Below are 20,745 nucleotides of genomic sequence, written 5' to 3'. Positions count from 1 at the left end.
ATGAAATAAGTCTTAGAAAATACTAGGTTTGTTAATAAGACCTAAATAGCAAACGTATCTATAGAAACTTAGGTTTATTGATCGAACTGAACTTGCTCCATCACATTACAGTCAAGATTTTGTTCAGATGTCTCGTAATAATTAGGTAATAATTGGCGAGTTTCGACTTTCCCTAAATTCGACTCTATTTCGGCAGTGATTGACACGCATTCGCTGCCAGATATATCAATCGCTCGTTCAACGATTTTTCCATCTTTCCCGATTAAGTACTCGATACGTTGATACTGCGACATAATGTATGAATTTTTCTCAACAATAACAATTACTAATATTCTAGCGTCTCTATATCCAAAATTGCACATCATGAAATTTAGAGAAGACCATAAAAAAAGAAGGTGCTTTGCACCTCCTCTGCTTTTAGTTTTTTGGTGAAATCAGCTTTTACTTTCCAGCAATACGTTTTTCAGTATTTTGGATAGCTTTGGTGGCATACACATTTTTGGGGCGAAGGGATAACGCATTTTGAAAGTTAGTTAAGGCAGTCTTGTAATCCTTTTTGTTATATGCGCTATATCCAGCTTTCATGAAGGCATCAAATTTGTTTGCAGTAGGACTTTTGGCGATTAAAGTATTGCTGTTTTGCTGAGCTGTATTCGACTGTCTCGTTTGTGCGGCAAGAGATATGTCACAAAGCAAAACTGAACTTGCAAGTGTAAGAAGGAGTAATTTTTTCATGCTCTAATTTTTAAATTGCAGTAAATATTTATAAAAGTAGTCGTCTCTGGTTGCTCTACGATCATACCCACTTTGATAAGTAGCTAAGCACAATTAAATATAAAACCCCAAAATCTTCACTGTCCGCGCAGCGGGCAGTGAAGATTTTGGTTCTGTTTTTTTAATTGTGATGAGCTGATTAATACTTATTTGTCAAGTTCTAAAGCCTTAGCAACGGATATGCCATCTACCGCAGTGCCAAAATACCAAAGCGAAGCGGCTCCCTCGGCACGGGTGACGGGCTTTTGTGGTTGCAATAATGTCGTAAATCCAAAGCTGCGACGAATGTTAGAAATATCGCGCAGTTGAGCATCAGCAAAGATTGCACTTAGAGCTTTTTCACTAATGCGATCGCTATCTTTAAATCCCCATGATTGACTAATAGTCTCTACTGTGGCAGTGGGCAAAGGTTGTCTGAGATCAAGTGGAATCTTCCACTGTACAAGTTCTTCACGCAATAGGGGATCATTGGGACGAAAGGGATCGCCTGTGCCACCGATTAGTCCTGCATTAGCTAAACCCTGAATAACTGCAAAATCAGGATGGCTTGGGGGAATATCAGGGAAGCTGGCGCTATCGGTTGGTTGAGCAAGTCGAATTTGGCGGCTAGGTTGATTTTTATAAAGTCGATTATTGGTTTCTAATAGCCATCGCGCATATTCGCGACGTGCAACTAATATATTTGGTCTAAACTCTTGCCCTATTTTCGGAGTGATCGTTCCTAATCTGTTTAAGTCCTTAATCCAGGCTTTGAGAGGAGCAGGTGCTGTTTCTAGATCATTAAATTCACCAATTTGAGGCTGAGAATTCGTAAAGTTTATAGAGAAAAGTTCTTTGAGTGATTTTTTCTCTGAGGTTGACTCCTTGGGCAAGGACTGTAGAGCGATCGCTTTCATTTGCGTAGATAAGAGATCGCTATTAACAGAATTAACGGAACTAGTAGGAAAATTAGTTGGTTTGGGTTCAGGGTTTGAAACTGGGCTTGAGCTGATAGGAGTTGTGGCAAGTGGGGTCGGTTGATTTGGCTTTTCTGCGATCGCATCAGAAGAAGATGGACTAGCGGGAGCGATCGCATTTTCCAATGAGCTGCCAATATTTGAACCTTGGCAAGCCGTGAGGAAATAAGTGGTAAGACCGAGCAGCAAAAAATTGAAAGTTTTAGCAATTAACCGAGATTTGAACTTCATCAAAATTCCACACCAATATCATCAGGAAAACTCAAGTCAAGCAACTGCTCAAGGCTATAAGGACATTCATTGGGCAAGATACTTTTCTTGATTGGGGTTTCCGCTAAAATTAGCGCTAATCCTAAGCGATATCCCTTAAGCAGGGCTTTTTCTAAGTAAGATTTTAAGCTAGGGTTATCTGCTAACAGATCTAGAATTTCTTCTCTTTGCAACTGAATTGTGACCTGCCAGTTGCGAGATCGCTTTGTGGGTTGATACTGCCATTTCAAAAGATGTCCAATCAATACACCCAATCGATTCGATAATTCTTGCTGCTTTTGCTTACCCAAAGCCCCTATTTCCTCAACCAAATTCAACAAATCCAAGCTATCTAAATGTCCTAAGGACAGAAGCTTGGACTGCTCCAATGTCCAGCCATAAAAATCTGTCTCGTATAGTCCTGTGTTCATAGCATTTCTTTATTTGTGTTTTTTAGCTGTTAGTTCAGGAAGCATTGCCATCAATCTCAACAAGATTGGTGGTAGGAGGCAACAACGGCACAACCACAGGCAATACACAGGCAATTTCAGGGCGGAAATTAGCATAACGGCTACTTCGCACAGCAATAATTTCTGCCTGAATATCTTGAGTGCTTTCGCCCAGACATAGCAGTAAATGTGTAGTTAGCTCTAAGCTTGCCTCAAAGGTAGGATGAACAACTTCCTTGGCTCCAAGTTGGTATAGCGTATCGATATCAGCATCTTTTTCCGCTCTGACGACAATATCAATTACTGGAGAAATTGATATTGCTCTCTGCACTGCCAATCTAGTGGCGATCGGGTCAGAGATGGCAATTAACATCGATCGCGCATGGTCTATTTCTGCTTTTTCAAGCACAAAAGGGCTGGAGCAATTGCCGTATAAATATGGGATATTTTGCGATCGCAGAATTTCTATCTTAGACTCGGCATCCTCAATTACCAATACAGGATATCCCTTGGACTGCAACAAAGTCACAATCCCTTGCCCAATCCGACCATAACCGCAGACCACCACATGATCCTTAATTTCGGCATTGGCGGAAAGCTCTTGGGGCATATCGAGCTTGTTCATCCAAGCTTTCAGGAATGGCACTTTTTCGAGTAATTCTAAAATCTGTGGTGTTGCCTTCAGCAAGAACGGTGTAATCACCAGCGTTACCGCAGTTGTCCCCAAAATCAGTAAGTACACTCGACGCGAAACCAAACCTAGCTTCTGTCCTTCACTAGCGAGTACAAACGAAAATTCTCCAATCTGGGCTAAACCTAGTCCCGCAAAAATAGCAACGCGCAAGGGATATCGAAAAATACTGACTAAAGGCACAACGATTAAAAATTTACCGATCATCACGATCGCAACCAGACTGAGAATTAATTCCCAATTCTGAATCAGAAATACAGGATCGATGAGCATCCCGATCGCGGCAAAAAACAAAGTGGCAAATACATCCCGCAAAGGTTCGACATAGGTGAGCGCTTGATCGGCGTACTCCACCTCAGAAATCATCAAACCTGCGACGAATGCGCCCATTTCAATCGATAAGCCTAAAGACTCAGTTAGGAGCGCAATCCCTAAACACAGCACAATCACACTTAACAAAAATAATTCGCGACTCTCGGTACTCGCTACCCATCTCAAAAACGGCGGAATCACCCAGATTCCTGCGGCGATCGCGCCACCAGCAAATAAAGCAGTCACTGACAATGCTTTGATCACTTCGATGCCCACTGACTCAGGATGATCTAGCGCAGGCAAGACCGCCAACATCAATCCCAATGCGAGATCTTGGATGATCAACATACCCAGCGTCACTTGTCCCTGTGCGGACTCAGTAGCATTGGTTTCCATCAAGCTGCGCAGCACTACTGCCGTTGATGATAGTGACAAAATCCCGCCTAAGAAGATTCCTTGGGTTGGTGTCTCGACCCATCCTACAAATACTGATACAGCTGTGGTAAGGGCGATCGTTAGCAAGACTTGTAAAGTGCCACCGCCAAGGGCGATCGCTCTCACTTTATTTAATTGCTTGAGGGAAAACTCAACACCGAGGGCAAACAGCAAAAAAGCAACCCCAAACTGAGCGAGGGTTTCTACCTGTATCAATTCTTTGATCAGCCCTAAACCTGTGGGACCAACGACGATGCCGCCAAAGATGTAACCCAACAAAACTGGTAATCGCAGCGCCGCCGCCAGTAATCCGCCAAAGGAAGCAGCCGCAAGAACAGTTACTAAATCGACAATTAACCGAAAATCTTCTTGCACAGAAACCAACTAAAGAACGTTGCCACTTATACTTTAGCTTGGATTCAGTTGATCAGTAATGCTTGGCTTTAGAGCTTTTTCAATGTGCTCATCGCCGAACTTTGTGGTTTGGGGCGATAGGCTCCAAGGTTTACGCAAGGTGATCTTTACAATTATGTTATTTATACGATATCGATAGATTTTTTCAAACAAAAACTACTCAATAAAGCGATATTTGTCATGGAAGATCAAGATAGTCAGAGCCAAAATGATTTAAGACAGTTGATCAAGTCGGTACAAGCTAGTCATGGGAAATTAAACTTGTTAGTGGCTATCTGTGATAATCAGATTTCTCGTAATGAAATAATCTTTAATTATGAGACGGAATTGAGTGCTAAGGGTGTAAGTTGTCATCGCGTCAGTGTCACGAGTCAGCAACCTAGCCTGAGTAAGTGCTTGCTAGATTTAGTAGAGAGAGAATCAGGGCTAAATTCGTTAAATGCTCCTGTGTTGGTTACAGTGATAGGGGCAGATACACTATCAAATATTCCCTTGTATGAGCAAAAATCCACTGAAGAAAAATTCTTTTCATCTTTGCAAGGGACTTTGAAATCATGGCAAGAATTTACGTTTTCTATTTTGATCTGGCTAACTCCAGCGATCGCTAATTCTCTAGCAAAACAAGCTCCCGATTTTTGGAGTTGGCGGAATGGTGTATTTGACTTCTCCCAGCCGAGAACTTTGCTCATGAAGCGGCGTAAACCACTGCCAACGCCAACTCCATTTGTAATTCCTGTTGAACTGCAAAAACGAATGGATGAATTGAACGCTCAAGACCCTGAATCGCCTCTTCGAGACAATCTTATGCGCGATATAGACAGAGCCCAAAGAGAATTATTAGGTGTAAATTCATTTTCATATTCTAAAATTGAAAAACTTCATCAAAAAGATTTGGAGCTTTTCGAGCGGCAGATAGGCACACACCATGCCATTCTCGCCTCCAGTCTCAACAAGCTCGCAGAACTTTATCGTGCGCAAGGTAAATACCGTGAAGCTGAACCTCTCTATCTGCGATTGCTCGAAATCGCTGAACAGCGAATAGATTCATACCCACACTCTATTGTCGAGAGACTCAGTAATCTCGCATTAATTTACTATTCTCAAGGGAAGTACAGCAATGCCGAACCTCTCTATTTGCGATGGCTCGAAATCTGGGAGCAAGTTTATGGTGCAGATCATGAATTTGTTTCTCGAATCCTCAATACTCTTGCAGGAATTTACCTAGTGCAAGGGAAGTATAGTGAAGCTGAACCGCTCTACCTGCGATCGCTCGAAATTAGAGGGAAGCAACATTCCGCTAACGGACTGAATAATCTCGCAGAATGTTACCGATCACAAGGGAAGTACAGCGAAGCAGAACCGCTCTATCTGCGATCGCTTGAAATCAGAGAACAACAGCTAGAAGTACATCCTGACCCAGTCGTCTGGAGTCTCAACAATCTTGCCGCCCTTTATAAATCTCAGGGAAAGTTTAGCGAAGCCGAACTCCTCTATCTGCGATCCCTCGAAATCAGAGGGCAGCAACTAAAATCTGATGGATCATACACAATTATTTTCTGTCCCTCTTTTACCATAAGCCTTTACAATCTCGCAGAATTTTACCGTTCGCAAGGGATTTATTGCGAAGCAGAATCTCTCAGCATTCGATTGTTTGAAATCATAGAAGAACAGGGCATAGCCCCTCCCCATGTACATATAATCCTCAACAATCTCGCAGAACTTTACGAATCGCAAGGGAAGTACAGCGAAGCCGAACCTTTCTATCTGCGATCGCTCGAAATCAAAGAACGCCAACTAGGAGCAGACCATCCAGATGTCGCCCAAAGACTCAACAATCTCGCAGAACTTTACCGAGCACAAGGGAAGTATAGCGAAGCCGAACCTCTCTATCTGCGATCGCTCGAAATCAGGGAACGTCAACTAGGAGTAGATCATCCCGATATCGCCATCAGTTTCAACAATCTCGCAGAACTTTACCGAGCGCAAGGGAATTACAGCGAAGCCGAACCTCTCTATCTGCGAGCTATCCAAATTCTTGAAAAAGCCCTCGGTTCTGAGCATCCCAATACAGTCACAGTCCGCCAAAATTATGAGATTATGTTCAAAGACACGAAAGCGATATAAATGGGAAAACACGAAAAATTTAGACAAAAACTGCTTGATGGTGGCAGCGACAACAGTATTGATTTTGACACCCTCTGTCAATTTTTAAAGCGGTTGGGCTTTAGTGAAAGAATCAACGGTAGCCATCATATTTTCTCCAAAGACGACATTCCCGAAATTCTCAATATACAATCTAAGCAAGGTAAAGCCAAAGCCTACCAAGTCAAACAAATCAGAAATGCTATCCTCAGATATAAACTCAAAGAAAATGACACCAATTAAATACGAATTAATTGTTTATTGGAGTGAAGCAGATGAAGCCTTCATCGTTGAAGTTCCTGAACTTGCAGGTTGTATGGCAGATGGACAGAGCTATGCCGAAGCAGTAGCCAATGCCGAAATCATCATTCAAGAATGGATAGAAACTGCAAAAGTGCTAGGTAGAGTCATTCCCACACCCAAAGGACGGTTGATGTACGCCTGAGATCAAGAAAAAAGGAAAAGGGTAAAAGGAAAATACGCTAAAGCAAATCTTGATGAACTATGCGGCATCTAGACACCTAGCAAATTATTCACAGACATGATAAAGCCTTCAAGCACTGTAGATGCGATCGCCTCATCTGCAACATAGATTTTGCGTGAGTCTTGAGTAAAAACCACAATATTTCTGACGGTGAGGCGATCGCCCATTCCTCAAGAGAGATTTTTTGAGGGATTGATGGATCTGCGATCGCTATGCTAACCATAATTTTCAGCAGGCTAAGTTGATTTGATTATACTTAACCCAGATCATGAAAGCGGCGTTTTCATTATTTGCAAAAAGAAAATTTATTTTTTGCTTGTCAAGATTGCACACTGTGTTATCATTAGATTCGCGAGTTAAGGGCTTGTAGCTCAGTGGACTAGAGCACGTGGCTACGGACCACGGTGTCGGGGGTTCGAATCCCTCCTGGCCCGTTCTAAAGAACAAAAAAGCAGCGCTAGGCGCTGCTTTTTTTATTGAGGCTTTTGTTTGGTGGTAAATTTATCTGCGATCGCCTGATCGACATCTTCAGGAGTCACAATCCAATAACTAAAGCGAAACTCATTTGGCTCACTGGGTCTACCTTTCAGACTAGTGGCTTGGATTTGGTCAGGTTTTAAAGTCATACTAAATGTTGCGATCGCCATCATCTCGTCAAAGCTGAGATTAGAGTCCACATGTTTTTGCATGACGTTAATCAGATTAGGAAGATTCAGCACCACCGAAGGATTAGCAATTTTCGCCTTCACAGCCTTCAAGACAATCTGTTGTCGCTTAATCCGCCCGATATCTCCCTCTTCATCATGGCGAAATCTAGAGAATCCTTCAGCCTGTTCCCCATTTAACGTCTGCACACCTGCATAAAGATCGATATTGAGCTTTTGAGTATTGTCCTTGTACTTCATTCGCTTTGGTACATTCACCTCAATGCCGCCTAGGGCATCCACTAAAGCTGATAGCCCAGAGGTATCTACACGCACATAGCGATCAATTTCAACACCATTAAGTTTCTCAGAAACTACCTCTTGCGCTAGCGAAGAGCCACCATAGACATTCGCTGCATTAATTTTGGTCACCCCATAGCCTGGAATTGGCACTTGCGTATCGCGCGGGATGGATAGCATCTGCACAGAGCGATCGATGGGATCGAGACGAATTAGCAACATACTATCGCTACGACCATTAAAGGATGCTGGAGAGCCGAGGGGAGCATCAAGCACTCGATCTACACCCATAACCAAAATCTGATAGGGACGGTCTAACTTGCGCCCTAACCCCTCCATCAAGACCTCTTCAGGTTTGCGTCCTGACAACAGACCACCCCAATCTAAAGCATTGATCGGGATGATCCGACCTAAAAGAGTACCAGCGCCAATAGAAACTAATAGGGATAAGGTAAACCCAATTTTTGCAAAGGGGATGCGCTTAATATTTGTAATAGTTTTAGTAATAGTTGTGGGAACTGCATCGATTTGCACTGGTTCTAGTAAATTAATAGGCAAATCAGCCCGATTGGTGGTATCGGCTGACCGAATTTTGGATGCAGTTATCGGTCTATTACTCACACACCACTCCATAACTTCTATAATGCTCAACAAACAACATATACCGCAAGTCAACAACTCTATGCAAGCTGTAATTATTGCTGGTGGAAAAGGAACACGCCTCCGACCCTTGACCTATGGATGTCCTAAGCCAATGCTACCTCTAGTTGATCGCCCATTTTTAGAGTGGATGATCAATCGTTGTCGTGAAGCTAGTGTCTGCGACATTTTGCTAAACGTGCAGTATCAAGCGCGACAAGTAATCGATTATTTTGGGGACGGCGATCGCTTTGGGGTGAAAATTCGCTATATCGAAGAGTCAACCCCTCTCGATACCGCAGGCGCTATTAAGCTAGCAGAGCCATATTTCACAGGTGAGTCATTGATCGTGTTCAATGCCGATATTCTTACTAATTTAGACTTGACGGCGCTAATAAAGTTTCATAAGGAAACTCAAGCTGATGCAACTTTGACCTTGACAAGAGTTCCTGACATTACGCCTTTTGGCTTAGTAGAAATTAATGAGCAAAGTCAGGTACAAGCTTTTCGTGAAAAACCGAATGCAGAGCAAGCGGTAGAATTTCTTGCTCAAGGTATCGATACAATTAACGCAGGAACCTATGTTCTTGAACCAAAGATTTTCGACATCTATCCGACGGGTGAGCCTCTAAGCTTTGAAAGGAGAGTTTTCCCCAATGTTTTGGAACGAGGATTAAAGATGATGGGATTTGTATGGGATGGCTATTGGATGGATATGGGAACACCTGAGAAGTATTTTCAAGCGCAAGTTGATGTTTTGGAAGGTCAGGTTGCCTATGATTTTGACGATCGCGTTGAGCAGAGAAGTGAAGGTATTTGGATCGCGAAAACGGCTAAGATATCTGAGGGAGCAGTTTTGAATGCGCCTTGTTATGTGGGAGAAGATGCTTCTATTGGTAAAGATGCTCAAATTCCATCGCAAACTTTAATTGGCGCAAATTCGTTAGTTAATCGGGCGATCGCTTCAGGCATATATGCCGCAGGTTCAATGTTAATTTAAACAAAAAAACTCTCCCAAAGGGAGAGTTGAAAAATAAATTAAAAAGCAAAAAAGATTCACTTAGTGAATCTTTTTTGCTTTTTAGTCGTTCCGTTTGAATGATTCTAGCCATTCACGCAATTGTTGAGAAGCAATATCTTTGCCACCTAAACCAAAGGCAACTGCGATCGCAACTGCAATTGCGCCAGTTAATAAGCCAAAGGCGAGATCGACAATATTACTAGCGATACCCATCTGTTTGAGAGCCATTGCTGTAATCAGAGCAACAATCGAAATCCGAGCCGCATGACCGAGGATTCGGGATTGACGGCCGCCAGTACTCGTAATCAAGTTAAACGCAAGATTAGCAAGGTATAAGCCGATCGCAAAAATAACTACGCCGCTTAAAACTTGACCTGCTACTAGCAGCACTCCAAAGACAATACGGGTGAGCGCATTAATCTGTAAAACATCGGTGGCTGTAGCGATCGCCACTAGCATAATTGCTAGAAAAATGATGATGCCAACGATTTGCGAAGGTGTTTGTGGTGGAAGTGAAGTGATGGAGCTATTGTCATCATCTACATTTACACGTGATTCCGTTGGTGCTGATGCGATCGCCGAGAATCCTAACCATTGCAAGATATTGTTAAAGCCCAGGCCCGTCAAAATTCCAGAAATAATGTCTCTAGCAAATTGACCAAGGAAATAGGCAACCGTGAGAATCGCACTAGCAACAAAAACTTGAGGTAAGAAGCGCAATACTTGATCAAGCATTGCTGTGGCAGGGCGAGAGATTGCACCAACTTCTAATGCTTCTAATGTAGATATAGCTGTGGGGATCAGAATCAATACATAGATGAAGTTCCCTACAACTTGAGACAGAGTATATTCAGTTTGACTGGGAGTCCAACGCTGAAGAAACCGATCTGCACCACTAGTAGCTAAGAGATTCGTGACAATTCGCTTTACTACTTGCGCAATCAACCAGCCGATTCCACCAATCATCAACGCCTTGAGGATTTTTGGTAGAGCGCTCAAGACCTGATTGACCAGATTTTGAATGGGCTGAAGTGCTTGAACCAAGCCAAGGGTATCAAGAATTAGAGGTAAAAAGAGTAGCAGGATAAACCAATATAAAGCCGAGGATAGAGTCTCACTAAGAGGCATCACTTCAGTATTTGATTCACCAACACTCTCATTTACCTTGGTATCAACTTGAGCCGATCGCAAATAACGTCCGACAATGACTTTACTGATGGTTGCTAAGACCCATGCGATGCCTGCGATAATCGCGGCTCCGCCAAGTTTCGGCAAGAATGAAGCAATTTGCGCTAGCAAACTATTTAGTGGAGTCGCAACTGCATCTAATCTCAGAAATTGGAAAAATCCTACCAAAGTGAACAGGATGATGATCCAAAAAACTGTAATACCTGCCCATTTCTCAATTGGCAGACTAGTACTACGAGAACCTGTTAACCAATTCGACAGTTTGTTATCAACATCTGTCCTTTTCAGTAATCCTTCCGTCATAGAAGAGAAAAATATGGCAATTACCCAACCACCCACTAAGATAGCGATCGCAAAGACAAGCTGGAATACGATTCCATCAGGTTTAAGTAAATCTTCGACCGCAAAACTCTTCGTCGTCGAGGCTTGTGCCAAGACGAAAGAAGTCAACTCGCGCATACTGCAACCTCAATGTAAAGAACTAAGGATTAAGTATCTAAGCATAATTAAATATAAAACCCTAAAAACTTTACCGCCTGCTGCGCGGGCGATAAAGTTTTTGGCTCTAGGTTTTTAATTATGCTGAGGTACTTATCCTTAACACCGTATATTAAACGCAGTCATTAATATGAAATAGCTATCAATAGTTAAGATTTCCCTTGTATTTTCTATAGAAAACTTTACTAATTATCAAACCGAAAAGAGATTAGCGGCGCAAAGCGCCGCTAATCTCTTTTCGGTTTTTATTTTTTAGATTTCTTTTTACCTTTATTTGCTGTCAATATCTCTGACTGGGCAATTTCGGCATCAAGAATAGTTTGCCCCGTAGCCGCTAGAAATACATCGTCAAGACTAGGACGTGACTGGGACAAACTAAATACCTCAATATCAACCGCAGCCAACATATTTTGAATTTCGCTAATTGCATTAGCATCAGGGGTCACAAATAAATTAACCGCATTACCTTGAGCTGAATTAATTGTGATGCTTTGCACAATTGGTAACTGCTGCAAAATCCTTTTAGCCTGTTCCGCATCTTGACGATCCGCAAACTCACGAATTCTTACCGTAATGCGATCGCCTCCCACTTTAGTCTTTAGTTCATCAGTCGTGCCTTCGGCAATAATTTTGCCCCTATCAATAATTGCTACGCGATCGGCAAGGGCATCAATTTCTTCAAGGTAATGACTTGAAATTAATACTGTTACGCCTGACGCTCGGAGCTTGCGTAGAAACTCCCAAATCGCGAATCGACTTTGAATATCTAAGCCTACCGTTGGCTCATCAAGAATTAGAACTGAAGGTTGATGTAATAAACCCGCAGCTAAATCTAAACGCTTTTTTAAACCACCTGAATATGTCCCCGAAAGTTTATCGGCGTAAGGCTCTAGTTGCAATAAATCTAAGACATTGTCAATGCGATCGGCGATTTGTTTTGGGGAAATGTGATACAAAGCGGCTTGAAACTGTAATAATTCTCGCCCTGTCAAAACTTTGTCTAATGCTACTTCTTGAGCAACATAGCCTAGGCGATTGCGAATAGCCCTTACATCCTTTGCCCCAGCTACCTCGATCAAACCAGAGTCAGGCGTAGTCAGCGTGCAAATGCAACGCATTGTCGTAGTTTTGCCTGCCCCATTTGGACCTAATAATCCATAGATTTGTCCCTGAATAACATTTAGAGAAATTCCATCAACGGCAACGGTCTCGCCATAAGTTTTCCTGAGATTTTCAATTCTTACTGCCGATTGCATGGAGTTATCTAAATATTACGTTCTATTAATCAACTATTTTAACCGTGTAGTTCTTCAAACTGCAATAAAATCTCAATCTCTCCTACGAGCTTCACAAAAGCCAGTCATGGTTAGATCATGAAAAATTGATTGTCAAGGCAAAGTTACTCAATCAATTTTTCAGTGTTTTATTTTATTAACAAAGTTGTCTGAAGCTACTCTCTTACCACCCAAGAATTAGTGGTGTGGAGCGAAGCTCCACACCACTAATTCTTGGGTGGTACTGCCTATTTTTAGACTGGGGAGCCAGTATAAATGTCAAAATATATTACTTACATTAACATTGATTTCATTCTTGAAATTTATGTGGATATAGTTATAAGATTTTAAAAATTTACGGAGTGTTTTTTGACAGGAATTTTTTAAGCTAAAATTCAGTAAAAAGATCAAATTTATTGTGAGTAGTAATTACAAAAATCATGTTAACAATTAACAGCACCTTAGATAAGAAAAGTGGGGATATTGATCGGGCATATCTTAGCGATGAAGATCTATTAAATGTAGAAAAGTTTGTTAGTGGTTTTCCAGTGAGAGTGAAAACTTATAGTTTATTGCGCGATCAATCAGAAGAACTGGTCATGCGATCAATAAGTCTTCTAGCTCAGCAATATCCAGAACTTGTTCAAAAAAGTTCGCGTGTTTGCAAATACGATATGTCTATTAATCTTCGATATGTAGCACTTTCTATATTGCGAGATGACGAAACGTTTTTTCGCGAAAGCTTGACTGACTGGCACGCTAACATTATCCATTCCTATGGCATTTCCAAAGAGGTTTCCGTAGCCTATTGTTTGTTACGTGATCTAACAAAAAAGATTGCTCCTCCAGAGTGTTTTAATTTAATCAACCCATATTTTGAAGTTACTATATCTGCATTTCAGAAGGGTTCGTAGACCGATTGGGAAATGGTTGTTATACAAATTCTCGCAATAGGTTAGTATAGATATGTAAGTTTTAAAACCCAAAAGATGAGAGACGGCGCGACGCGCCATCTCTCATCTTTTGGGTTTTAATTTGCTCTAGCTATCTCTTACATTGCTATATTATGAGAATGTAAAATTATTACTTGATGTGTAATTCTAATTCTCGAAGGTATAACTTAACTTTCGAGAATTAGAATTACAAAGATTCTCGCAGAGACTTTTATGGCAGCTTACTAGCAAGAATTTTATTAGCAAGGCGGCTAAATTGAATGGTTACACCAAGAGTTGCACCTAAACCAACAATTTTAATAGCCCATTGAGCTATTTGAGTTTGTGGATTACTAGCTATGCTAGTCGTTTGAATTCCCAATAAAGCCACATCTCCAATGAGAGAACCTAGGTAAACATACATAATTGTGGCGGGAATCATGCCGATTGAGCCTAGGATATAATCCTTTAAATCCACACGGGTAACACCAAAAATATAATTAAGCATATTGAAAGGAAAAATTGGTGATAGCCTTGTCAGCAAAACAATTTTGAATCCATCGATCGCTACAGCCGCATCGATCGCTCGAAAAGTTTTATTGTTGCGAAGCTTTTCACTAACCCAGCCTCGCGCAAAATATCTACCAATTAAAAAAGCAAAAATCGCACCCAAAGTTGCGGCAACAAATACATAAATTGATCCCCATATCACTCCATATATCGCTCCACCGCCTAAGGTTAGAATTGATGCTGGCACAAATAAAATCGTTGCGAGATTATAAATAACAATGAATGCGATCGCGCCCATTACCCCAAGCATCTTGACCCAAAGCAAAGTACTTTGAAGCAGATTACTGACTGTAACGTTGATGTTAAGTTTCTGGAAAACTGCTATCAATATAAGAACTGAAGCTATAAGAAATATAACTTTCAGCCAAAATCTTAACGTATTAAATCGCGATCGCTTCATAAATACTTCTGGTAGCTTTCCAAGTTAAATTATTGCTTCACAACTCAACTCTATACAAAGCTCTATGTCTGTATTTTAGCCAATGTTATACCAATTCACGAAAGTGTAACAACACTTTTGTGAATTAAAAACTAAACCCAGTAAGGGTTTTAAAATAAAGAAATGGCGTAGCCATTTCTTTATTTGGTATACTTTCTAGCCTGATGAAATTGCTATTTATTTGTGGAAAAAATAGATTACGTAGCCCCACAGCGGAAAAGGTGTTTGCTGATTATGAAGGCTTAGAGGTGGATTCAGCTGGAATAGATCGAGAAGCCGACACACCTTTAAGTAGAGAAGCAATTATCTGGGCTGATTTAGTCTTTGTAATGGAGAAATCTCATCGCAGGAAGATTTCTGCGAACTTTCCGTCTTGGATTAAAAATAAACGAGTAATTTGCCTAGATATTCCTGATAAGTACGATTATATGGAACCCGCTTTAGTAGAGTTACTGAAAAAGAAGGTATTACCATTGCTTGGAACTTTTTAGATGGATTTATCGCTCACAAAGATGAAAGGCGGAGCTTCGTGCTACCTTTCATCTTTGGGGCTTTGGTTTTAATGCCAAAAAGTTTAGTCGCGCTACTAGTTAGTATGGATTTGCGTACATTTATGCTGTAATGGCAGGTGAAGCTTGCGCTCTGCGCATCAAGCTGTCATTAAATTCTTTAGGCGCAAAGCGCTACATCGCAATCAAACATGGTGATTTCATCTCCTACGCCGACTTTCTTGGAAGGATATTGGCAAGACGGCTTTAGATTAGAGCAGCACTTGCAAGAGTTCTTAAAACTAGATGCAGCAACGATTACCGAGAAACTGCAAAATTGCCGTTACGATTTAGAAAATTTAGGAAATACCGACTTTGACTGGGATGAGGCAACAGCTTTTTACAAGGACAAAGTTGGCGAGATGTATCTATTTAAATTAGGTACATGGCATCTTGAGAGCAAGGACTATATTGGCGGCACGATCAAACTAATTGCCGATCAAGCTAAGGGAAGAGTGCTTGATTTTGGTGGAGGTATTGGTACTCATGCGATCGCTGCCGCCATGTGTCCAAATGTCGATTCGGTGATCTATTGCGATATTAATCCGATTAATCGAGGTTTTGTAGAGCATCGAGTAGCGCAGTTAGGACTAAGCCACAAAATATCTTTTCGTTCCGAAATTCCATTAGAAGAAGCTTTGGAAGGATATTTTGATACGGTCTTGTGCTTTGACGTTTTGGAGCATTTACCCGATCCTAGTGGTCAGTTAATGCAGTTTCACAAGATGCTTTCACCGCAAGGAAAAATTATTGTTAATTGGTATTTCTTTAAAGGCTTTGAAAATGAGCATCCCATTCATTTAGATGATCCTGAAACAGTAGATACTTTTTTCCGCACCTTACAAGCTAATTTTCTTGAGGTGTTTCAGCCTCATTTAATTACTGCTAGATGTTATCGCAAATTTAACTAAAGCCCAAAAAAGGTAAGGGTGCGCGTAGCGCACCCTTACCTTTTTTGGGCTTTAATAAGGTATGACTCAGGTAGGTGGAAAAATGACCCTTACTATTAATCCAAAAGCTTATGGTGATTTGCTAGCCGAGATTCAGCCTCATGTAATTACTAATGATGCTGAAAATGAAATTGCATTGCAAAATATGGAAAGATTGCTAGCAATTCCCCAACCAACTGCTGAAGAAGAGAGGATTTTGCAACTGCTGCTAACATTGATTGAAAAATATGAAGATGAGCATTATCCAATGGATGATGCTTCACCTCTTGATGTTCTCTTACATTTAATGGAAGCTAATGATTTAAAACAAGCCGATCTAGTTAATGTGATTGGCTCAAGTGGCGTTGTCTCAGAAGTTGTGAACGGCAAGCGTCAAATCAGCAAAAATCAAGCACAAGCGCTTGGCAAATTCTTTCATGTCGATCCTAAATTGTTTTTGTAGCAAAATTGGTGCAAAGTGCCAATTTTGCTTACTTATCGAGGCGGACTACATACCATTGCCATGTGCCGCGATCGCCACAATCTAGATTGCAAGCAGTTTTAATCAGACGCTGAACTTGCTCGCTAATTGCAAGATTTTGTAAATCGTAGGGCAGTGCATCTTGGATATCGATTAACAGATCATGTAAAATCTGCTCTAACTCTGGCTGAGTGACAAATTGCTCTTGCATATCTGGGGGCAGAACCACATAAGTGTCTTCGTAGTACATCATGCTGCTTGGCATATGGGTTCTCAGCTAATACAATTTTTTTGTTTGATTTATGGATAAAAGCATTGTATTGCAATGCCTTCACTCAGTTAAAATCTTAGCATGACGAATGAATTGCCTTTAGAACAAACTGTAGAGCCAATTGAACTAGTTCTTGAAGGGGCTGTCGAGCCCAAAGAACCAGTGGAGCATCTTGAGATTCTTGAAGAATCTATCGAGATGGATGAGTCAATGGGTGAGTCAGATGAGTATGTTGAGCCAGCGCTTGAAGAGTCTGTCGAGATTGAAGAGGGAGTTCAGATTGAGCTATTAGAGCCATTGTCTTTGTCAATGGATGGTTTTGAGCAGCCAGAACTGCCGATCGCAAATAACCTCAAGCAAAAAGTAGAGGCTGTGTTGTACCTGAAGGGGCAACCAATGAATTTGGCTGCGATCGCTGAGGCTTTGGGTTGCGAGATCGAAGATGCAGAAATGGGACTGATTGACTTAATTACTGAATATGCCCATCGAGACAGTGCTTTGGAAATTATGGAAACCGATGTGGGGTTTTCGCTCAGACTGCGATCGGAGTTTGAGGATTTAGTACATAAACTTATTCCTGTCGATTTGGGGCGTGGTGTTTTGCGGACTTTAGCGGCGATCGCCCTCAAAAAAAATATTGTGCAATCAGAGTTGATCGAGTTACGCGGCGCTGGGGCTTATCAGCATGTACAGGAATTAGTCGAGCAAGGTTTTGTGAGAAAGAAAAGGCAAGCAGACGGAGGGCGATCGTCGGTTTTGCAAGTAACCACAAAATTTCATCAATATTTTGAAATAGATGATTTAACTAAGCTGATTTAGATTACTTACAAGCATTTTCTCTATAAGAAAATGCTTGTAAGTAGCTAGTCATAATTAATTACAAAGCTAAACCCGTAAAGTTTCGCCCCGCATGGGCGAAACTTTACGGGTTTAGCTAATTTATTTTGCATAAGTACTTAATAAATCTAATTGATGGCGCTGGACGGCTACAACGTGATCAATGTATTGACATCTACATCTTTTTTGTCCCTATGAAATGGACGTTTCAGTACCCATCACTCATTAACTGTCCAGTGCCCTCAAGCTAGTTGGCTGTCCCCAAATAATCTTTTCATGGGTATAGACAACCATCCCTGGTTTTGCTCCTTTAGGCTTAAAGACATATTTAGGAATAGTACAGACCACAGGAACTTGATCGCTTTGCCTAGCGCGACTGTAGTAGGCGGCATAATTTGCCGCGACTTGAAGATCTTGATCGTCTGCGATCGCACCCGCAGGTAGACGTAGCAATACATGACTGCCAGAGATTTCTTGAGCATGAAGCCAAATATCATATTCTCCAGCGATACGAAAGGAAATTAAATCATTTTGGTAGTTGTTTCTCCCGACCCAAACTTCAAATCCATTAGGAGTCGTGAAGCGATGGCAGTCGGGAATCTCTTCTTGCTTGGTTCTATTGCTCTTATTTTTGCCGCCTTTGGTGTTAGTCTTAGTGCGCGGTGCATATTCAGCGGTGACTTTGAGATAACTCTGCTGAGCCAATTCTGCCCTAATTTCTCGTAAAGCAGGAAGTTCACTTTGCTCTAATAAACTAACAGCGGTAGAAACTTGTTCAAGATAGGCGATTTCCTGTTGAACAGATTCTAATAATGGCGCGATCGCAAGAGCCGCTCGTTTTTGTTTTTGATGTTTTTTATAAAAGGATTGAGCGTTCTGAGCAGCATTGAGAGTGGGATCTAGAGGAATAATCACTGATGCTTCTGAATGAAAATCAATTAGTTTAATCTCTTTCATGCCAATTTCCCAGAGATGCAAATGTGCCATTAACAAATCGGCTTTATCTTTAAAATCATCGGCTTGAGTCGAGAGTTTGAGCCGATCAAGAAATTCTGTTTCTTTAATATTTAATTTGGCTAACTGATTTTGAATTGCTTGGCTAATTTGTTGATGCAATTGCTGAAAGGCGACTTGTCCTGTTTGTTGGGAATAGTAGCGATCGCAAAAGTCGTTAACTGATAGCAAGAGTTTTAGATCCCCCCCAGCCCCCCTTAAAAAGGTGGGAGAATTATCTTCTTTCCCCTTTTTAAGGGGGATTGAGGGCGATCTGTCGTGACTTAGGCTAGGGGTGAGGGAATATCCCTTGCCTTCTAAGTGTGGATAGAACTGCTTTTGCTCAATAGAAGACAGCCATATTTGCCAAGCTTGATATAGTGCCTCCCATTCAGAACGAGTTAAATCAGCAACGTTTTTATCGCCATCTAAATCTGCGATCGCTATTAGCGATCGCACTAGCGAAGAACTAACACCGCGATAATTACTTAATAAATTGCGTTTAATTTCTTTAGGAATCAAGATTAAGCGATCGCGCCATGAGTCAAAGGATTCACTCAAACTAGGAATAGCTTCAAGTAATGCTGGTGGTAATTCATAGCGATCGCCTGTTTGGATCGGGCGAACTCGCGATTGTTTCTGGCTAACTTGATGTGCAGCAGTGACAATTTCACCATTGGCATTCACTAAAATTGCATTGCTATATTTGCCCATTACCTCTAAATACAGATGCCATTGCACCTCATCATCGGGACGTTTAGCAAATTGCAAATCAATTACACGCTCCCAAGGGCTAGTAAGGTTTACTGAGACAAGGGCAAATCCTGCAACTTGATGCAAAATTTGTTGGCTAAAGGTAAAAGTGTCAGGTTGTTTCGGTGGTGGCGCACTGAGATGCAATCTAGCAGCTTGCGGATGCCAAGATAACAAGAGCCATTGTTTCTTTTCTAAAGTTCGTAATTGTAAATGAATCGTGTGGCGATCGCTCTGATGTACCTGCTCTAACCTCGCAGGCACACAAGCTGTGTTTAGCTCATGAGTCAAAGCTACAAGTGTTGTTAAGTCAGCAGGTTGCATCGTTGTAATCTCATGTATCCATAAAAAAGAGTGGGCGCTTTGCGTCCACTCTTTGCTCATAACAAAGGGGGCGCTTTGCGTCCCTTCTGTTGATTTGATTATTTGTCAGGATCAATGCGGGGGCGGATTTGTTCGGCTTCAGGGCAATCATCGGACACAGGAATATCGTGGGATGACATTCCTGTTTTGGTAAACGAAGATAGTCTTTGTGTCACAGCACCAATGCTCTCTAATCTGACCATTTCTTCCCAAGAGCAGACCTCGTCTTCATCCTCTGTCTCGTAACGAATTGTTACCACGTCACCTTCAATATCCAATATCTTGGCTCTTTCTAGCCAACGTCCCTGATCCCTCAGGTAAATCCAAACATCGCTCTTGGCTTCACAAAGTTGATATATTTTGCGATGTAGCATTCGCTTATGTCCTCAGGGTTACATAATTTTTAAGGCTAGAGCATACCTCAATAAGGTAAAAACTAACCATTATCATTGTAAACGACTATACAAGCATTTGAATTTTTTTAAACTTCAATTACTCCCTTTCCACTGACAGAATAGGTGTTTTAAAGTGAATAATTAGTGGTAAGTGGCTTTGCTGCTTACCACTAATTATTTACTGAGAAGGGAGTATGAATAAAAATTTAGTTAAACTCAGCAAATTTGTTAGCCTTGTCTTACGACATCAGCCTGAGGTAATTGGTTTAAAACTTGATGAAAATGGCTGGGCGGAGGTCGATCGCTTGATCGAGTTGGCAAAACTAAATGGCATAGATATCTCTAAAATTATTTTAGAGGAAATAGTTGAAACAAATAACAAACAACGATTTTCGTTTAATCTTGAAAAGTCTAAAATTCGAGCTAATCAAGGCCATTCTATTGATATTGAGTTAGGTTTAACGCCAAAGCAACCGCCTGACAGGCTATTTCACGGTACGGCAGTAAGATTTCTTGAGTCAATTCGTCAACAAGGATTGATTGCAGGAAACCGACAGCATGTGCATATGTCAAGTGATGAAACTACTGCTATTAATGTCGGTCAGAGACATGGAAAGCCAGTAGTTTTAAAAATTGATACATTGGCAATGCATCAAGATGGATTTGTATTCTTTTGCTCAGAAAATTTAGTATGGCTAACGGATTTTGTCCCACCACAATATCTTGAATTTCCCGTTGAATAATTGTAGTGAGAGGCTTTGCCT

The 20,745-nt window shown here is 41.3% G+C and carries 23 protein-coding genes and 1 tRNA gene; 11 read left to right on the top strand and 13 right to left on the bottom strand.

From position 1 onward, the window contains the following. Positions 1 to 74: 74 nt before the first annotated feature. The 5 genes from PseudUWO311_RS09500 to PseudUWO311_RS09480 form a co-directional block, all read right to left on the bottom strand. Complete coding sequence (locus tag PseudUWO311_RS09500) at positions 75 to 293, bottom strand: DUF2997 domain-containing protein (RefSeq protein WP_142655011.1); 219 nt, start codon at positions 291 to 293, stop codon at positions 75 to 77. 148 nt (positions 294 to 441) lie between these two features. After that, the gene (locus tag PseudUWO311_RS09495) at positions 442 to 735 is read right to left on the bottom strand and encodes a hypothetical protein (RefSeq protein ID WP_142655010.1); all 294 of its coding nucleotides are present in this window, start codon (positions 733 to 735) and stop codon (positions 442 to 444) included. A gap of 185 nt (positions 736 to 920) precedes the next feature. Next, a complete protein-coding gene (locus PseudUWO311_RS09490) occupies positions 921 to 1,961 on the bottom strand; it encodes an S-layer homology domain-containing protein (RefSeq protein WP_142655009.1) in 1,041 nt (346 codons plus the stop codon). Beyond that, positions 1,961 to 2,410, bottom strand: a complete 450-nt coding sequence (locus PseudUWO311_RS09485) for a DUF29 domain-containing protein (protein ID WP_142655008.1) — start codon at positions 2,408 to 2,410, stop codon at positions 1,961 to 1,963. Before PseudUWO311_RS09485 ends, PseudUWO311_RS09490 begins: the two co-directional genes overlap by 1 nt. Positions 2,411 to 2,444: 34 nt before the next feature. After that, positions 2,445 to 4,241 carry a cation:proton antiporter gene (locus tag PseudUWO311_RS09480; protein WP_142655007.1) on the bottom strand — a complete coding sequence of 599 codons (1,797 nt, stop codon included), beginning with the start codon at positions 4,239 to 4,241 and terminating at the stop codon, positions 2,445 to 2,447. A 219-nt stretch (positions 4,242 to 4,460) separates the two neighbouring features. Between PseudUWO311_RS09480 and PseudUWO311_RS09475 the strand changes: the two genes are divergently transcribed. From PseudUWO311_RS09475 to PseudUWO311_RS09465, 3 genes are read left to right on the top strand one after another with little or no spacing between them, the layout of a single operon-like run. Continuing rightward, entirely contained in the window at positions 4,461 to 6,404 is a 1,944-nt protein-coding gene (locus PseudUWO311_RS09475; protein WP_142655006.1) for a tetratricopeptide repeat protein, read from the top strand. Beyond that, positions 6,405 to 6,665 (top strand): type II toxin-antitoxin system HicA family toxin, encoded by a 261-nt coding sequence (locus PseudUWO311_RS09470; RefSeq protein WP_142655005.1) that lies wholly within the window; start codon positions 6,405 to 6,407, stop codon positions 6,663 to 6,665. Further along, positions 6,652 to 6,867: a type II toxin-antitoxin system HicB family antitoxin gene (locus tag PseudUWO311_RS09465; RefSeq protein ID WP_142655004.1), complete on the top strand. Its 216-nt coding sequence runs from the start codon at positions 6,652 to 6,654 to the stop codon at positions 6,865 to 6,867. The genes PseudUWO311_RS09470 and PseudUWO311_RS09465 overlap by 14 nt, the downstream gene beginning before the upstream one ends. Before the next feature lie 68 nt (positions 6,868 to 6,935). Here PseudUWO311_RS09465 and PseudUWO311_RS23985 read toward each other — a convergent pair whose 3' ends face one another. Next, entirely contained in the window at positions 6,936 to 7,073 is a 138-nt protein-coding gene (locus PseudUWO311_RS23985) for a hypothetical protein (protein WP_190303447.1), read from the bottom strand. Positions 7,074 to 7,266: 193 nt separating this feature from the next. On the opposite strand from PseudUWO311_RS23985, the gene PseudUWO311_RS09460 reads away from it, so the two are divergent. Further along, positions 7,267 to 7,340 (top strand) — tRNA-Arg (locus tag PseudUWO311_RS09460). Positions 7,341 to 7,379: 39 nt separating this feature from the next. Here the strand turns inward: PseudUWO311_RS09460 and PseudUWO311_RS09455 are convergent. Further along, entirely contained in the window at positions 7,380 to 8,471 is a 1,092-nt protein-coding gene (locus PseudUWO311_RS09455; RefSeq protein WP_223807514.1) for an LCP family protein, read from the bottom strand. Positions 8,472 to 8,532: 61 nt separating this feature from the next. Here PseudUWO311_RS09455 and PseudUWO311_RS09450 point away from each other — a divergent pair, with 61 nt between their 5' ends. After that, positions 8,533 to 9,489: a sugar phosphate nucleotidyltransferase gene (locus PseudUWO311_RS09450; RefSeq protein ID WP_142655003.1), complete on the top strand. Its 957-nt coding sequence runs from the start codon at positions 8,533 to 8,535 to the stop codon at positions 9,487 to 9,489. Positions 9,490 to 9,570: 81 nt separating this feature from the next. Here the strand turns inward: PseudUWO311_RS09450 and PseudUWO311_RS09445 are convergent, their stop codons facing one another. After that, the gene (locus PseudUWO311_RS09445) at positions 9,571 to 11,157 is read right to left on the bottom strand and encodes a mechanosensitive ion channel (protein ID WP_142655002.1); all 1,587 of its coding nucleotides are present in this window, start codon (positions 11,155 to 11,157) and stop codon (positions 9,571 to 9,573) included. A gap of 284 nt (positions 11,158 to 11,441) precedes the next feature. Further along, on the bottom strand, positions 11,442 to 12,452 hold the full coding sequence (locus tag PseudUWO311_RS09440; protein WP_142655001.1) for an ATP-binding cassette domain-containing protein: 1,011 nt from the start codon (positions 12,450 to 12,452) through the stop codon (positions 11,442 to 11,444). A gap of 458 nt (positions 12,453 to 12,910) precedes the next feature. On the opposite strand from PseudUWO311_RS09440, the gene PseudUWO311_RS09435 reads away from it, so the two are divergent. Continuing rightward, positions 12,911 to 13,384: a phycocyanin gene (locus PseudUWO311_RS09435; RefSeq protein ID WP_142655000.1), complete on the top strand. Its 474-nt coding sequence runs from the start codon at positions 12,911 to 12,913 to the stop codon at positions 13,382 to 13,384. Between the two features lie 250 nt (positions 13,385 to 13,634). Here PseudUWO311_RS09435 and PseudUWO311_RS09430 read toward each other — a convergent pair whose 3' ends face one another. Further along, positions 13,635 to 14,372, bottom strand: coding sequence for a TVP38/TMEM64 family protein (locus PseudUWO311_RS09430; protein ID WP_142654999.1), 738 nt, complete (start codon positions 14,370 to 14,372; stop codon positions 13,635 to 13,637). 200 nt (positions 14,373 to 14,572) lie between these two features. Between PseudUWO311_RS09430 and PseudUWO311_RS09425 the strand changes: the two genes are divergently transcribed. The 3 genes from PseudUWO311_RS09425 (at position 14,573) to PseudUWO311_RS09415 (ending at position 16,351) form a co-directional block, all read left to right on the top strand. After that, positions 14,573 to 14,902 carry a low molecular weight protein tyrosine phosphatase family protein gene (locus PseudUWO311_RS09425; protein ID WP_142654998.1) on the top strand — a complete coding sequence of 110 codons (330 nt, stop codon included), beginning with the start codon at positions 14,573 to 14,575 and terminating at the stop codon, positions 14,900 to 14,902. A 212-nt stretch (positions 14,903 to 15,114) separates the two neighbouring features. Further along, positions 15,115 to 15,870: a methyltransferase domain-containing protein gene (locus PseudUWO311_RS09420; RefSeq protein ID WP_411729648.1), complete on the top strand. Its 756-nt coding sequence runs from the start codon at positions 15,115 to 15,117 to the stop codon at positions 15,868 to 15,870. 82 nt (positions 15,871 to 15,952) lie between these two features. Beyond that, a complete protein-coding gene (locus PseudUWO311_RS09415; protein ID WP_142654996.1) occupies positions 15,953 to 16,351 on the top strand; it encodes a type II toxin-antitoxin system HigA family antitoxin in 399 nt (132 codons plus the stop codon). 28 nt (positions 16,352 to 16,379) lie between these two features. On the opposite strand, the gene PseudUWO311_RS09410 is transcribed toward PseudUWO311_RS09415, so the two are convergent. Beyond that, entirely contained in the window at positions 16,380 to 16,634 is a 255-nt protein-coding gene (locus PseudUWO311_RS09410) for a chlororespiratory reduction protein 7 (protein WP_190303446.1), read from the bottom strand. A gap of 87 nt (positions 16,635 to 16,721) precedes the next feature. On the opposite strand from PseudUWO311_RS09410, the gene scpB reads away from it, so the two are divergent. Then, on the top strand, positions 16,722 to 17,459 hold the full coding sequence (gene scpB, locus PseudUWO311_RS09405; protein ID WP_142654995.1) for an SMC-Scp complex subunit ScpB: 738 nt from the start codon (positions 16,722 to 16,724) through the stop codon (positions 17,457 to 17,459). A 243-nt stretch (positions 17,460 to 17,702) separates the two neighbouring features. Here the strand turns inward: scpB and PseudUWO311_RS09400 are convergent, their stop codons facing one another. Further along, the gene (locus PseudUWO311_RS09400; protein ID WP_142654994.1) at positions 17,703 to 19,547 is read right to left on the bottom strand and encodes an NFACT family protein; all 1,845 of its coding nucleotides are present in this window, start codon (positions 19,545 to 19,547) and stop codon (positions 17,703 to 17,705) included. 98 nt (positions 19,548 to 19,645) lie between these two features. Further along, the gene (locus PseudUWO311_RS09395; protein WP_142654993.1) at positions 19,646 to 19,960 is read right to left on the bottom strand and encodes a DUF6679 family protein; all 315 of its coding nucleotides are present in this window, start codon (positions 19,958 to 19,960) and stop codon (positions 19,646 to 19,648) included. A 215-nt stretch (positions 19,961 to 20,175) separates the two neighbouring features. Here PseudUWO311_RS09395 and PseudUWO311_RS09390 point away from each other — a divergent pair, with 215 nt between their 5' ends. Then, complete coding sequence (locus tag PseudUWO311_RS09390) at positions 20,176 to 20,724, top strand: RNA 2'-phosphotransferase (RefSeq protein ID WP_142654992.1); 549 nt, start codon at positions 20,176 to 20,178, stop codon at positions 20,722 to 20,724. Positions 20,725 to 20,745: the final 21 nt, after the last annotated feature.

This window comes from Pseudanabaena sp. UWO311 (genome assembly GCF_006937785.1).
In the GTDB taxonomy this organism is placed as follows: domain Bacteria; phylum Cyanobacteriota; class Cyanobacteriia; order Pseudanabaenales; family Pseudanabaenaceae; genus Pseudanabaena.
This window is presented reverse-complemented; position numbering and strand designations above follow the sequence as displayed.

Bases quoted from the DNA above. Each gene is read 5' to 3' on its own strand.
- PseudUWO311_RS09500 (WP_142655011.1), bottom strand. From the start codon at position 293: ATGTCGCAGTATCAACGTATCGAGTACTTAATCGGGAAAGATGGAAAA.
- PseudUWO311_RS09495 (WP_142655010.1), bottom strand. From the start codon at position 735: ATGAAAAAATTACTCCTTCTTACACTTGCAAGTTCAGTTTTGCTTTGT.
- PseudUWO311_RS09490 (WP_142655009.1), bottom strand. From the start codon at position 1,961: ATGAAGTTCAAATCTCGGTTAATTGCTAAAACTTTCAATTTTTTGCTG.
- PseudUWO311_RS09485 (WP_142655008.1), bottom strand. From the start codon at position 2,410: ATGAACACAGGACTATACGAGACAGATTTTTATGGCTGGACATTGGAG.
- PseudUWO311_RS09475 (WP_142655006.1), top strand. From the start codon at position 4,461: ATGGAAGATCAAGATAGTCAGAGCCAAAATGATTTAAGACAGTTGATC.
- PseudUWO311_RS09470 (WP_142655005.1), top strand. From the start codon at position 6,405: ATGGGAAAACACGAAAAATTTAGACAAAAACTGCTTGATGGTGGCAGC.
- PseudUWO311_RS09465 (WP_142655004.1), top strand. From the start codon at position 6,652: ATGACACCAATTAAATACGAATTAATTGTTTATTGGAGTGAAGCAGAT.
- PseudUWO311_RS23985 (WP_190303447.1), bottom strand. From the start codon at position 7,073: ATGGGCGATCGCCTCACCGTCAGAAATATTGTGGTTTTTACTCAAGAC.
- PseudUWO311_RS09450 (WP_142655003.1), top strand. From the start codon at position 8,533: ATGCAAGCTGTAATTATTGCTGGTGGAAAAGGAACACGCCTCCGACCC.
- PseudUWO311_RS09445 (WP_142655002.1), bottom strand. From the start codon at position 11,157: ATGCGCGAGTTGACTTCTTTCGTCTTGGCACAAGCCTCGACGACGAAG.
- PseudUWO311_RS09440 (WP_142655001.1), bottom strand. From the start codon at position 12,452: ATGCAATCGGCAGTAAGAATTGAAAATCTCAGGAAAACTTATGGCGAG.
- PseudUWO311_RS09435 (WP_142655000.1), top strand. From the start codon at position 12,911: ATGTTAACAATTAACAGCACCTTAGATAAGAAAAGTGGGGATATTGAT.
- PseudUWO311_RS09430 (WP_142654999.1), bottom strand. From the start codon at position 14,372: ATGAAGCGATCGCGATTTAATACGTTAAGATTTTGGCTGAAAGTTATA.
- PseudUWO311_RS09415 (WP_142654996.1), top strand. From the start codon at position 15,953: ATGACCCTTACTATTAATCCAAAAGCTTATGGTGATTTGCTAGCCGAG.
- PseudUWO311_RS09410 (WP_190303446.1), bottom strand. From the start codon at position 16,634: ATGCCAAGCAGCATGATGTACTACGAAGACACTTATGTGGTTCTGCCC.
- scpB (WP_142654995.1), top strand. From the start codon at position 16,722: ATGACGAATGAATTGCCTTTAGAACAAACTGTAGAGCCAATTGAACTA.
- PseudUWO311_RS09400 (WP_142654994.1), bottom strand. From the start codon at position 19,547: ATGCAACCTGCTGACTTAACAACACTTGTAGCTTTGACTCATGAGCTA.
- PseudUWO311_RS09395 (WP_142654993.1), bottom strand. From the start codon at position 19,960: ATGCTACATCGCAAAATATATCAACTTTGTGAAGCCAAGAGCGATGTT.
- PseudUWO311_RS09390 (WP_142654992.1), top strand. From the start codon at position 20,176: ATGAATAAAAATTTAGTTAAACTCAGCAAATTTGTTAGCCTTGTCTTA.